13 protein-coding genes and 1 tRNA gene are annotated in these 12,301 nt (G+C 63.7%); 10 read left to right on the top strand and 4 right to left on the bottom strand.

Going from position 1 to position 12,301, the window contains the following annotated elements:
• Positions 1-146 precede the first annotated feature (146 nt).
• Together NOV72_RS22605 and NOV72_RS22600 are read left to right on the top strand one after the other, a co-directional pair.
• Complete coding sequence (locus tag NOV72_RS22605; protein WP_106856795.1) at positions 147-797, top strand: RNA pyrophosphohydrolase; 651 nt, start codon at positions 147-149, stop codon at positions 795-797.
• 144 nt (positions 798-941) lie between these two features.
• A complete protein-coding gene (locus tag NOV72_RS22600) occupies positions 942-1,505 on the top strand; it encodes a CNP1-like family protein (protein WP_106856794.1) in 564 nt (187 codons plus the stop codon).
• A 53-nt stretch (positions 1,506-1,558) separates the two neighbouring features.
• Here NOV72_RS22600 and proB read toward each other — a convergent pair whose 3' ends face one another.
• The 4 genes from proB to rplU form a co-directional block, all read right to left on the bottom strand.
• Positions 1,559-2,677: a glutamate 5-kinase gene (proB, locus tag NOV72_RS22595; RefSeq protein WP_106856793.1), complete on the bottom strand. Its 1,119-nt coding sequence runs from the start codon at positions 2,675-2,677 to the stop codon at positions 1,559-1,561.
• 26 nt (positions 2,678-2,703) lie between these two features.
• Entirely contained in the window at positions 2,704-3,789 is a 1,086-nt protein-coding gene (gene cgtA / locus NOV72_RS22590; protein WP_106856792.1) for an Obg family GTPase CgtA, read from the bottom strand.
• Positions 3,790-3,934: 145 nt separating this feature from the next.
• Positions 3,935-4,195 carry a 50S ribosomal protein L27 gene (gene rpmA, locus NOV72_RS22585; RefSeq protein WP_106856791.1) on the bottom strand — a complete coding sequence of 87 codons (261 nt, stop codon included), beginning with the start codon at positions 4,193-4,195 and terminating at the stop codon, positions 3,935-3,937.
• A gap of 25 nt (positions 4,196-4,220) precedes the next feature.
• Positions 4,221-4,532 (bottom strand): 50S ribosomal protein L21, encoded by a 312-nt coding sequence (gene rplU / locus NOV72_RS22580; RefSeq protein ID WP_106856790.1) that lies wholly within the window; start codon positions 4,530-4,532, stop codon positions 4,221-4,223.
• 235 nt (positions 4,533-4,767) lie between these two features.
• On the opposite strand from rplU, the gene NOV72_RS22575 reads away from it, so the two are divergent.
• The 8 genes from NOV72_RS22575 to zapD all read left to right on the top strand — a co-directional run bounded on the left by NOV72_RS22575 (position 4,768) and on the right by zapD (position 12,273).
• Positions 4,768-5,760, top strand: coding sequence for a polyprenyl synthetase family protein (locus NOV72_RS22575; RefSeq protein WP_106856789.1), 993 nt, complete (start codon positions 4,768-4,770; stop codon positions 5,758-5,760).
• A 40-nt stretch (positions 5,761-5,800) separates the two neighbouring features.
• A tRNA-Pro gene (locus NOV72_RS22570) sits at positions 5,801-5,877 on the top strand.
• A 145-nt stretch (positions 5,878-6,022) separates the two neighbouring features.
• Positions 6,023-7,312 (top strand): HlyC/CorC family transporter, encoded by a 1,290-nt coding sequence (locus tag NOV72_RS22565; RefSeq protein WP_106856788.1) that lies wholly within the window; start codon positions 6,023-6,025, stop codon positions 7,310-7,312.
• Positions 7,313-7,386: 74 nt separating this feature from the next.
• On the top strand, positions 7,387-8,580 hold the full coding sequence (locus NOV72_RS22560) for a GspE/PulE family protein (protein WP_106856787.1): 1,194 nt from the start codon (positions 7,387-7,389) through the stop codon (positions 8,578-8,580).
• Positions 8,577-9,782 carry a type II secretion system F family protein gene (locus tag NOV72_RS22555; RefSeq protein WP_425428753.1) on the top strand — a complete coding sequence of 402 codons (1,206 nt, stop codon included), beginning with the start codon at positions 8,577-8,579 and terminating at the stop codon, positions 9,780-9,782. Before NOV72_RS22560 ends, NOV72_RS22555 begins: the two co-directional genes overlap by 4 nt.
• Positions 9,783-9,813: 31 nt before the next feature.
• Entirely contained in the window at positions 9,814-10,725 is a 912-nt protein-coding gene (locus NOV72_RS22550) for a prepilin peptidase (protein ID WP_106856786.1), read from the top strand.
• A gap of 16 nt (positions 10,726-10,741) precedes the next feature.
• Entirely contained in the window at positions 10,742-11,347 is a 606-nt protein-coding gene (gene coaE, locus NOV72_RS22545) for a dephospho-CoA kinase (RefSeq protein WP_106856785.1), read from the top strand.
• Between the two features lie 170 nt (positions 11,348-11,517).
• Positions 11,518-12,273, top strand: coding sequence for a cell division protein ZapD (gene zapD, locus NOV72_RS22540; protein WP_106856784.1), 756 nt, complete (start codon positions 11,518-11,520; stop codon positions 12,271-12,273).
• Positions 12,274-12,301 lie beyond the last annotated feature (28 nt).

Below are 12,301 nucleotides of genomic sequence, written 5' to 3'. Positions count from 1 at the left end.
AAGATTTTGCCGTCTTTCTGCATGGACTGGCAAAGCGCCTTGCACCCGGCTCGGGAAACGTGCCCCGAATTCGGGTTCGTGCCGGTGCGCGGGGTCCGTTAACTGTTTATAATCAAAGCAATTTTAAAGGATTTGAAGGTGGCTGTATGCTGGATCGTGAAGGCTTTCGCCCGAACGTCGGCATCATCCTCTTGAACGCGCGCAACGAAGTGTTTTGGGGCAAGCGGCTGCGTGAACATTCCTGGCAGTTTCCGCAAGGGGGCATCAAATACGGTGAGACCCCTGTGCAAGCGATGTATCGGGAGTTACACGAAGAAACCGGCCTGCTACCGGAGCATGTGAAAGTTGTCGGTCGCACGCGCGACTGGCTGCGTTATGAGGTGCCGGACAAGTTCATCAAGCGCGAGGTGCGCGGACATTATCGCGGTCAGAAACAAATCTGGTTTCTGCTGCGCATGGTGGGACGCGATTGCGACATCTGCCTGCGTGCGACGGACCATCCGGAATTCGATGCCTGGCGCTGGAACGAGTATTGGGTGCCGCTGGATGCGGTCATCGAGTTCAAGCGCGACGTTTATCAAATGGCTCTCACCGAGCTGTCCCGCTTCCTGCGGCGAACCAACTCCCGCGGCGAACGCGGCGAGCGAGCCGCGCATCATGGGCCGCGCTATCCACGCGTGCTCCAGACGATGACGATCGAAGCACCTGCTGTCACTGCCTCAGGCGCGGCGGTTCAGGCAGAATGCACGGTCGGCGAAGAAGTGCATGTGATCGTGCAGCGTTCATCGTACGACTGATCGCTGCGCTTCATCGCCCACTTTGAAACTCATCAAGACTTCGATCGATGGCACGGCGAACTGTTCGCCGTGCCATCTCGCTTTGTTCCGCCGGGCGGGCGCCTCGCGTCCCGCGCGCATGTTTCCGGGAAGACCCAATTGAAAGTGAATGCCTCACTCGCGGTAATCGCGGCATCCGCGGCAGCGCTTGCCGTGCTCGCCGGCTGCTCCAGCAACAAAGGTCCGTCCACGCAGGACGACGGCGTCTTCACCTATCTGCTCGACCGCAAATCGACCTGGGCCGAGGAGAAGATCGACACGATGCCGCCTCTGCCGCAAGCGTCGAATCTGATCGCGTTCAACGTATCGCAGAACACGCCGCTCACTTTCGCCGTCGACAAGACGACGCTCACGGTCGGCAAGGACGGCGTCGTGCGTTATGTGGTCGTCGCGACGAGTCCGGCGGGCGCGCGAAACGTCAACTATGAAGGCATTCGTTGCGACACCTACGAATGGCGCCGCTACGCGAGCATCAACGACGATCAGAACGGCTGGGATCAGGGTTCCGCGTTCGACTTCAAGCGCATCGAGAACGGCGAGCTGAACGCGTATCAGGCGGCGCTGTATCAGGATTACTTCTGCACGAGCAAGCTGCCTGTCGGCGATGCGAAGCAGATCGTCAACAACATGCAGTACACGCGCACGCAAAGCTCGATCAATCTGCGCTGATTTCACCGCGCGCCAACGTGCAAACGCCCGCTGGATCAGCGGGCGTTTTCGTATCAGACGAGCACCAGATTGTCGCGATGGATCAGTTCGGGCTCCAGCATATAACCGAGCACGGTTTCGATCTCGCCGCTCGGCCGCCGATGAATCAGCCGCGCCTCCGAACTGCTGTAATTCGTGATGCCGCGCGCGACTTCCTGCCCTCGATCGTCGATGCAGGCGATCACCTCGCCGCGATCGAACGCGCCTTTCACGTCGATCACGCCGATCGGCAAAAGGCTCTTGCCGTCGGCGGTGAGCTTCTGCACCGCGCCGCCGTCGATCACGACGTGGCCGCGCACCTGCAAGTGATCCGCCATCCACTGCTTGCGCGCCGCCATGCGCGCCGTGCGCGCGATGAGTTGCGTGCCGATCATCTCGCCCGATGCGAGGCGCGTGAGCACATCGGATTCACGACCGCTCGCGATCACCGTGTTCGCGCCGCTGTGCGCCGCGCGTTTCGCCGCGAGAATCTTGGTCAGCATGCCGCCGCGTCCGAGACTCGACCCCGCCCCGCCGGCCATCTGCTCCAGCTCGGGCGTGCCGGCATCGGCCTGCTCGACGAGCGTCGCGTTCGGATCCTTGCGCGGATCGGCGGTGAAGAGACCGCGCTGATCAGTGAGGATGACGAGCGCATCGCCTTCGATCAGATTCGCGACGAGCGCGCCGAGCGTGTCGTTGTCGCCGAACTTGATTTCGTCGGTGATGACCGTGTCGTTTTCGTTGATGATCGGCACCGCGCCCAGGCGCAGCAGCGTAAGCAGCGTCGAGCGCGCGTTCAGATAGCGTTCGCGATCGGCGAGATCGGCATGCGTGAGCAGAATCTGCGCGGTGCGAATGCCGTGCGCGCCGAAGCTGCTTTCATAGACCTGCGCGAGGCCCATCTGCCCGACGGCGGCCGCAGCCTGCAACTCGTCGATTTCACGCGGCCGTTTGGTCCAGCCGAGCCGGTGAATGCCTTCCGCGATCGCGCCCGAACTCACGAGCACGACTTCCTTGCCCTGCTCGCGCAGCGCCGCGATCTGCGACGCCCAGCGAGAAATGGCCGCGTGGTCGAGTCCGCGCCCGTCGTTGGTGACGAGGCTGGACCCTACCTTCACTACGATTCGCTTCGCAGCGGCGATGACCGAACGCATCGTGCGCTTTCTCCTCGTGGTTGCTCTTATTCCTTCGCTGCGTCGTCGCGAAAACGCACGTCGGCGGCGAGATCTTCCGCTTCCGCCGCGCGCGATGCGTCCGAATGCTGCGAAATGTAGTCGTAGATCGCGTACGTGAGCGCCTCGCAGCCTTGGCCCGTCAGCGCCGAAATCTCATAGACCGGACCGTCCCACTCGAAGCGTTCGACGAAATCGGCGATGCGCGCTTCGCGCTCGTCTTCCGGCACCATGTCGAGCTTGTTCAGCACGAGCCAGCGCGGCTTCTCGTAGAGCGCCTCGTCGTACTTGCGCAGTTCGTTGACGATGGCGTTCGCTTCGGCGACGGGATCGACGTTTTCATCGAACGGAGCCATGTCGACGAGATGCAGCAGGACACCCGTGCGCTGCAAATGGCGCAGGAAGCGATGCCCGAGCCCCGCGCCTTCCGCCGCACCTTCGATCAGACCGGGAATGTCCGCGATCACGAAGCTCTTGCTCGGCCCGACGCGCACCACGCCGAGGTTCGGCGCGAGCGTCGTGAACGGATAGTCCGCGATCTTCGGCCGCGCGTTCGACACCGACGAAATGAAGGTGGATTTCCCCGCGTTCGGCATGCCGAGCAGACCGACGTCGGCCAGCACTTTCAGTTCGAGCTTGAGCATACGGCGCTCGCCCGGCTTGCCGTCGGTTTTCTGACGCGGCGCGCGGTTCGTGCTCGACTTGAAATGCAGGTTGCCGAGGCCGCCCGCGCCGCCTTGCGCGATCAGCACTTGCTGATTGTGCTCGGTCAGGTCGGCGATGATCTCGCCCGTTTCCTGATCCGAAATGATGGTGCCGACCGGCATGCGCAACGTGATGTCGTCGCCGCCCTTGCCGTAGCAATCCGCGCCGCGGCCGTTTTCGCCGTTGCGCGCCTGATGCTTCTTGGAGAACCGATAGTCGATCAGCGTGTTGATATTGCGATCGCCGACTGCGTAGACGCTGCCGCCGCGGCCGCCGTCGCCGCCGTCCGGTCCGCCGAACGGGACGAACTTTTCGCGGCGCATCGACGCGCTGCCATCTCCTCCGTCGCCGGCGATGACTTCAATCCTCGCTTCGTCAATGAACTTCATGCGTTGCTCCGTCCCGTGTATTCGCTCTATTTTGCCGTGACCTGTGTACGCCGGTCACGGACAACGATAATTCCATGTGCCAAATGAAAAAGGCCCCGCGAACTTCGCGGGGCCTTTTTTCGGTCCTGAAGCCCGTGCGTAAAATTTACGCTGCCGGGACGACGACGACCGTGTGCTTCTTCGCAGCGCCCTTGGTCACGAACTTGACGTGGCCGTCGGTCAGTGCGAACAGGGTGTGATCCTTGCCGATGCCGACGTTCTCACCCGGATGCATGCGCGTGCCGCGCTGGCGAACGATGATGCTGCCCGCGTTGATTGCCTGGCCGCCGTACACCTTCACGCCGAGGCGTTTCGACTCGGAGTCGCGGCCGTTGCGGGAAGACCCGCCTGCTTTTTTGTGTGCCATTTGCTTAGCTCCTTAACCGATGCGCTTACGCGTTGATCGCGTCGATGCGCAGTTCGGTGTAGTTCTGGCGATGGCCAGCGTGCTTTTGGTAGTGCTTCCGGCGACGCATCTTGAAGATGGTCACTTTGGCGTGACGACCGTGAGACACGACGGTAGCTTTGACGGAAGCCCCACCCACCAGCGGCGTACCGAACTTAATCGATTCGCCTTCGCCTACTGCGAGAACCTGGTCGAGCGTGATTTCAGCGTCAATGTCTGCCGGTATCTGTTCTACTTTCAATTTTTCGCCGACAGCAACCTTATACTGCTTGCCGCCGGTTTTTATGACCGCGTACATTGAGAACCTCACTCAGAATTCTTTTTCCACGCACCACGCGGGGAAAACACGCGATTATACATAGAGTTACGCTCGGCGTCAAAGTGCGTTGACCTTTGCGGCGCGAGCGCGCGTCCGGCCCCGGTCCGCGGCGAAACAGCACCGAATTTCACCGGCAGGTCACGAATCCGCACCCGGAAACCCGTCGCCTGTCGGATTCGCCTTATAATCCGCCGGATTACCTTTACTGCCGATCATGTCGTCCACCGCCACTTCCTCCCCCAACGCCGCCGCGCTGCTCGCCCCGATCGCCGAGGACATGCAGCAGGTCAATCGCGTCATCCGGCAGCGCCTGGCATCAGAAGTGATGCTCATCAACCAGATTTCGGAGTACATCATCGGCGCGGGCGGCAAACGGCTGCGTCCGGCGCTGCTGCTCCTGGTTTCGGGCGCGCTGGGCGACACGACCGGACATCGGCACGAACTGGCCGCCGTGGTGGAGTTCATCCATACGGCGACGCTGCTCCATGACGATGTCGTCGACGAATCCGATCTGCGGCGCGGCCGCAAGACGGCGAACGCGCTGTTCGGCAACGCGGCGAGCGTGCTGGTCGGCGACTTCCTGTATTCGCGCTCGTTCGAGATGATGGTGAGCGTCGGCAAGATGCGCGTGATGGAAATTCTCTCCGTCGCGACCAACATCATTTCCGAAGGCGAAGTCCTGCAGTTGCTCAACATGCACGATCCGGACGTCGACGAAGCGCGCTACATGCAGGTGATCCGCTACAAGACGGCGAAGCTGTTCGAAGCGGCGGCGCAACTCGGCGCGGTGCTTTCGGGCGCGGATGCGCGTACCGAAGCGGCGGCGGCGGAGTTCGGCCGGCGCATCGGCACGGCGTTTCAGATCATGGACGACTGGCTCGACTACACCGGCACGCCGGAATCGATGGGCAAGAACGCCGGCGACGATCTGCGCGAAGGCAAGCCCACGTTGCCGCTCATCTTTTTGATGGAGCACGGCACGCCGGAGCAGGCGGCGCTCGCGCGCGAGGCGATCGAGCAAGGCGGCACGGATCGTTTCGAGACGATCTTCGACGCCATCACCACGTCCGGCGCGCTCGATCACACTTTGGAATGCGCGCGCAAGGAAGCCCAGGCGGCGGCGCATGCAATTTCCTCATTTCCCTCTTCCATCTACAAAGAGAGCCTGCTAGAATTATGTTCTTACTCGACGTCGAGACAGTCTTGAACGAGACTGAAACGGCGTAAGAGTCCAAGTTGGTCGAATTCGGGGTGTAGCTTAGCCTGGTAGAGCGCTACGTTCGGGACGTAGAGGCCGGAGGTTCGAATCCTCTCACCCCGACCAGAATTGCAAAAAACCCGCATGGTCCGCCATGCGGGTTTTTTCTTTCCGGCAAGCGAAACCGCTTACATTGGCCGAACGGCCAAGGCAGCCTTTCCCGCCCCGTCTGCTATATTGCCTCCCATCTCCGCCCCTACTCGATCACCGCGTGGACAACCTTCCCTTATGGGCGCAAATTTGCGCCATTTTTCTGCTTCTGTTTCTTTCCGGCTTCTTCTCGATTTCCGAAACATCGATGATGGCGCTCAATCGCCATCGGCTGAAATATCTGGCTAGTCAAGGATCGCTACGCGCTCGCACCACGCAAGGGCTGCTCGCCAAGACCGACCAGCTTCTTTCCGTCATCCTGATCGGCAACAACCTGATCAACACGATCATCCCGGTGCTCACGACGTCCATCGCACTGCGCACCTTCGGTCATAACAATCTCGTCCTGTCGATCACGACGGGCGTCATCGCGTTTCTCATCATCGTGTTCGCGGAAATCGCGCCGAAGATCGTCGGCGCGACGTATCCCGAGAAAGTGGCGCTGCCCGCGAGTCTCGTGCTCGCGCCGCTCATGCGCATCGGGCGGCCGCTGATCTGGTTCGTCAATCTGTTCGCCAACGCGATTCTCGCCGCGCTCCACATCAACACGAAAAACAAGCGCGATCAGCGGATTTCGCCCGAGGAACTGCGCACCATCGTGCTGGAAACCGGCAGCTTCATGCCGACCAAGCACCGCAGCATCCTGCTCAATCTGTTCGATCTGGAAAACATCACCGTCGACGACGTGATGATCCCGCGCCGGCGCATCGAAGCGCTCGATTTCGACGCGCCCTTCGAGCAAATCCTGCATCAGCTCGAGACCTGCTATCACAACAAGCTCGTCGTCTTTCAGGGCGATATCGACCGGGTGCTCGGCATCCTGCATGTGCGCAAGACGCTGTCGGCGCTGCATAACCAGGAACTCGAACGCGAAACGCTGCGCGAACTGCTCACCGAGCCTTACTTCGTGCCGGCCGGCACGCCGGTGTTCCAGCAACTGCAGTTCTTTCAGGAAAGCGGCCACCGTATCGCGATCGTGGTCGACGAGTACGGCGAGTTGCAGGGCCTCATGACGCCCGAGGACATCATCGAGGAGCTGATCGGCGAGTTCACGACGACCATTCCGCGCGGCGCCGGCTCGCGCGGCGGCTGGGACGAGAATGGCGAGTGCATCGTCGCGGGCAGCATGCCGCTGCGCGAACTGAACCGCTGGTTGCATCTGACGCTGCCGACGGACGGCCCCAAGACGCTCAACGGCCTGATTCTCGAAACGCTCGAGGACATTCCGGACGGCGACGTGTCGGTGCGCATCGCGGACGTGACCTTCGAAGTCATGCGCAGCGACGATCAGGCGATTCGCACCGTCAAGATTTTTCGGCCGCTCGCGCCCGTGAAACGCGCGCTGCGTTAGCCATTCGGACGACTGTGCGCCGGCGATCGCGGGCGGGATGATCGGTTCATCTCGACTCCGACGTCCCGACGCCCATGATTTCCCCTTCCCGCGACGCATTCCATACGAGCGCGCGCCCGGACAGCGCGTCCGATCACGACACGCCCGCCGTCTCGCTGCTCACCGACACATTGCGCGAAGCCGCCGAGCGCGGCGCATCCGATATTCACGTCGAGCCATCGGAGCACGACTGGCGCATCAGATTGCGCGTCGATGGCGCGCTGCACGCGTTGAAGCGCCCGCCGCCGCACTTGCGCGACGCGTTCGTCTCGCGCATCAAGGTGCTGGCGCGCATGGACATCGCCGAGCGGCGCGTGCCGCAAGATGGCCGGCTGCGCCTGAGTCTGCCGGGCGGGCGGATCGGCGACTATCGCGTCAACTCGCTGCCGACGCTCTTCGGCGAAAAGCTCGTGTTGCGCCGGCTCGACGCGCTGCCGCCCGATCTGTCGCTCGCCGCGCTCGGCCTCGACGATGCGCAAAGCCGCGCGGTCGAATCGGCGATTCGCGCGCCGCACGGTCTCGTCCTCGTGACCGGACCGACCGGCAGCGGCAAGACGCTGTCGCTCTATTGTTTTCTCCAGATGCTCAACGCCGAAGCGCGCAACGTGTGCTCGGTCGAAGATCCCGTCGAGATTCAGCTTGCGGGCATCAATCAGGTGAGCGTGCGCGAAAAGGCGGGGCTGACCTTCGCCGTGGCGCTGCGCGCGTTCATGCGTCAGGACCCGGACGTCATCATGGTCGGCGAGATCCGCGACGCCGAAACCGCTGACGTCGCCGTGAAGGCCGCGCAAACCGGACACCTCGTGCTCTCGACATTGCACACGAACGATGCGCCCGCCGCGATCGCGCGGCTGATCGACATCGGCGTGGCGCCTTACAACCTGGCGTCCGCGCTCAGGCTCGTCACCGCGCAACGGCTCGTGCGCAAGCTGTGCGCGTTCTGCCGCGCGCCATCGGCGCTGCCGCTCGCGGACGGGTTTCATCCGTTCGAAGCGCGTGGCTGTCCGGCGTGTCATGGCATCGGCTATCGCGGGCGCGTGGGCGTGCATCAGGTGATGCCGGTGTCGGACGAGCTGCGTGAGCTGATCGTCTCGCGCGCGGCAACGCATGCCGTCTCGCGTGCGGCGCAGGCGCAAGGCATGCCCTCGCTGCGCGATGCGGCCTTCGCGCGCGTACGCGAGGGCGTGACGAGCGTCGCCGAAGCGGCCGACGCGACGGAGATCGAATGATGAGTCACGCACTCGAATTGCGCTTCGCGTGGCGTGGCATGGACGCCGAAGGCCGGCCGAAGCAGGGAAAGATCATCGCCACCGACACGCTGTCGGCGCGCAACTCGCTGCGTCGGGAAGGCGTGATCGTCACAACGCTCGACATGCTAGGCGCCGCGCCGCCGCCCAAGGCAAAAGCCGCCGATGTGACCGTCTTCACGCGCCAACTTGCCGGGCTGCTGCGCGCGGGCCTGCCGCTCGCCGGCGCGCTCGAATTGCTCGCCGGTAGCACGACGGGCGGCGGACTGCCCCGCATCGTGCGGGCGCTGGCCCGCGACATCATCCGCGGCGCGTCGTTTTCGGCAGCGCTCGCGCAGCATCCCGCCGTGTTCGGCGCGTTGTACTGCCAATTGGTTTCGGTCGGCGAAGTTGCGGGCGCATTGCCCGCCGTGCTCGCCCGGCTCGCCGACGATCGCGAGCGCGCCGCGTCGCAACGTGCCAGGTTGCGCGCCGCCCTCACCTATCCGGTCATGGTGCTGCTGCTTTCGCTCGCGATTACCGCTGGTTTGCTTATCGGCGTCGTGCCGACCTTCAAGACGATCTTCGATGGCTTCGGCGCCGCGCTGCCCGCGCCGACGCGCTTCGTGCTCGCGCTGTCGGACGGCGTCGCGCGTGCTGGCGTGCCGTTCGTCGTCGCGTGCGCGTGCGCGGTGATCGTCATGTCGCGCTGGATGAAGCGTTCGCCCGGCGCGCGCGAAACCGCCGACCGCGTGGCGCTGCGCCTGCCGCTCGCAGGCAATTTGCTGCGCTCCCTCGCCGTCGCGCGATGGAGCCGCGCGCTCGGCACGCTGCTCTCGGCGGGCACGCCGCTGTCGGATGCCTTCGACTCGCTCACGCACGCGACAGGCAATCGCGTATTCGACCGCGCCACGGTCGACATCGCCGCGCGCCTGCGCAACGGCGAGCGTCTCGCGGTCGCGATGCGCGCCGCCGGCTGCTTCCCGCAAGACGTCGTGCAGCCGATCGCGGTCGCCGAGGAATCGGGTTCGCTCGATGCAATGCTCCTCGATCTCGCCACGCTCGCGGATCGCCAGGTGGACGAGCGCATCGGCGCGTTCGCGAGCCTCTGCGAGCCGATCGTCATCGCGGTGCTGGGCGCGCTCGTGGGCGGACTGGTCATCGCGATGTATCTTCCTATCATTCAGCTCGGCAACGTGGTGTAGCATCGCGGGCCAAAGCCACCGTTCGTCCATCATGCAGCCTTCGTTCGATCCGTCCGCCGCGCAGTTCGCGAGCCGCTATCTGGCGGCCTTCGCCGCGCTTCCCGTCGCCGTGCAGTACGGGTTCGCCGTCGTGTTCGGGCTCGTGATCGGCAGCTTTCTCACCGTCGTCGTGCATCGTCTGCCTGTGATGCTCGAACGCGCGTGGCGCGCGGAAGTCGACGCGGCCATTCCGGAAACGCCGAAGCCGGCCGCCGACCCTTACCCCGAACGCTTCAATCTCGCCGTGCCGCGCAGCGCGTGTCCGCATTGCAAGCACGTGCTGCGGGCGTGGGAAAATATTCCCGTCATCAGCTATCTCGCGCTGCGCGGGCGCTGCTCGGCGTGCGGCGCGCCCGTGAGCCCGCGCTATCCGTTGACCGAACTCGCGAGCGGCGCGCTTGCGGCGCTGTCGCTCTACGCCTACGGTCCCACGTGGGCCGCGTTCGCCGCGTTCGGACTCTGCGCGACGTTGCTGACGGCCGGTCTCATCGACTACGACACGCGCTATCTTCCCGATGTGCTGACGCTGCCGCTGTTGTGGGCGGGGCTCATCGTGAATTTCGGCGAAGGCGGATTCGCGACGCTGCACGACGCCGTCACGGGCGCAATCGCAGGCTATCTCTTCCTGTGGTGCGTGTACTGGCTCTTCAAGCTCGTGCGCGGCGTGGAAGGCATGGGCTACGGCGATTTCAAGCTGCTCGCCGCGATCGGCGCGTGGCTCGGCTGGTCCGCGCTTGCGCAGGTGATCCTGATTGCGGCTGTCGCGGGCGCGGCGTTCGGCATCGTCGCGACGTGGCGCAAGCGCATGCGTTTCGAGGAGCCGTTACCGTTCGGGCCGTTTCTCGCGGCGGGCGGAGCGATCACGCTCTTCGTCGGCACGCCGCTCTATGCATTGTTGGGTTGATCGGAGGGCGCAACGGATGTTCAGCATCGGTCTCACCGGCGGCATCGGCAGCGGCAAGAGCACGGTCGCGGATCTTTTCGCGGCGCGCGGCGCGCCGCTCATCGACACGGATCTGATTGCGCACCAGATCACCGCGCAAGGCGGCGTCGCGATGCCGCTCATCGCGAGCGAATTCGGCGACGATTTCATCGCTGCAAACGGCTCGCTCGACCGCGCGAAGATGCGCGCGCTCGTCTTCGCCGACGACACCGCGAAAGCGCGCCTCGAACGCATCGTGCATCCGTTGATTCGCGCCGAGACGGAGCGCCAGCGGCTGGCGGCGCAAGGCGCGTATCACATCGTCGTCGTGCCGCTGCTGGTGGAAGCGGGCGAATGGGCGGAGCGCGTGTCGCGCGTGCTCGTCGTGGATTGCCCGGTCGAGACGCAGATCGCGCGCGTCATGCGGCGCAATGGCTTCACGCGCGAACAGGTGCTTGCGATCATCGCCAAGCAGGCGTCCCGCGAAGCGCGGCTCGCCGCAGCGGACGACATCGTCGTCAACGACGAAACGGTCACGCGCGATGCGCTCGCGCAGCAGGTCGACTCGCTGCACGCGCGGTATCTGTCGCTGGCGACCGCGTAAAACGACTCGATCGCCTGGGTTGGCGAAATCGTCGAAAAGTTCCCAAATTTGCGCCGAAACAAGCCGTTTGACGCGCGAATATGGCCCGATTTGCTAGGGTGAGAATGCGGCATTAGAATGTGCTCACTTCCGCTTCAGGAAGCAACCGACTTACGCCGAGGCGAGCGCGCTTGATCCTTTACGAGTATCCCTTCAACGAGCGAATCCGGACGCTGCTGCGCCTCGAAGACCTGTTCGAGCGCTTCACGTTCTTTCTGACTCAGGAAGACGCGCGAGAACATCACGTCGCGCTCACGACGCTCTTTGAGATCGCCGAAGTCGCTGGCCGCACGGATCTCAAGGCCGACCTCATGAAGGAACTGGAGCGGCAGCGTCAGACGCTCGCGCCGTTCCGTGGCAATCCGGGAATCGAACAGGAAGCGCTCGAAGCGGTGCTCGGCGAAATCGAGCAGACGCTGGGCGGCCTCACCGACATGCACGGCAAGACCGGTCAGCATCTCGCCGACAACGAGTGGCTCGCGAGCATCCGCAGCCGCACGATCATCCCCGGCGGAACGTGCAAGTTCGATCTTCCGTCGTATTACGCCTGGCAGCAGTTGCCGGTGGAAGATCGGCGCCAGGACATCGCGAAGTGGGTCATGCCGATGCTCGCGTTACGCGACGCGGCGGCCATCGTGCTGCGGCTCGCGCGCGAATCGGGTCAGGCATCGAAAGTGATGGCAATGCAGGGCAGCTATCAGCAGATGTTGTCCGGTCGAACCTATCAACTGATGCAGGTGCGCGTGTCGCCCGATACTCGCGTGATTCCCGAAGCGAGCGCGAACAAATACATGCTGTGGGTACGCTTCACGGTGCAGGACGGCGATCTGAAGCCGCGCGCCGTCGATGTGGACATCCCGTTTCATCTGACGCTTTGCAGCCTTTGAATCGAATCGGCCTGCCCCATATTGATCA

The sequence above is a fragment of the Caballeronia novacaledonica genome, from assembly GCF_900258035.1.
In the GTDB taxonomy this organism is placed as follows: domain Bacteria; phylum Pseudomonadota; class Gammaproteobacteria; order Burkholderiales; family Burkholderiaceae; genus Caballeronia; species Caballeronia novacaledonica.
This window is presented reverse-complemented; position numbering and strand designations above follow the sequence as displayed.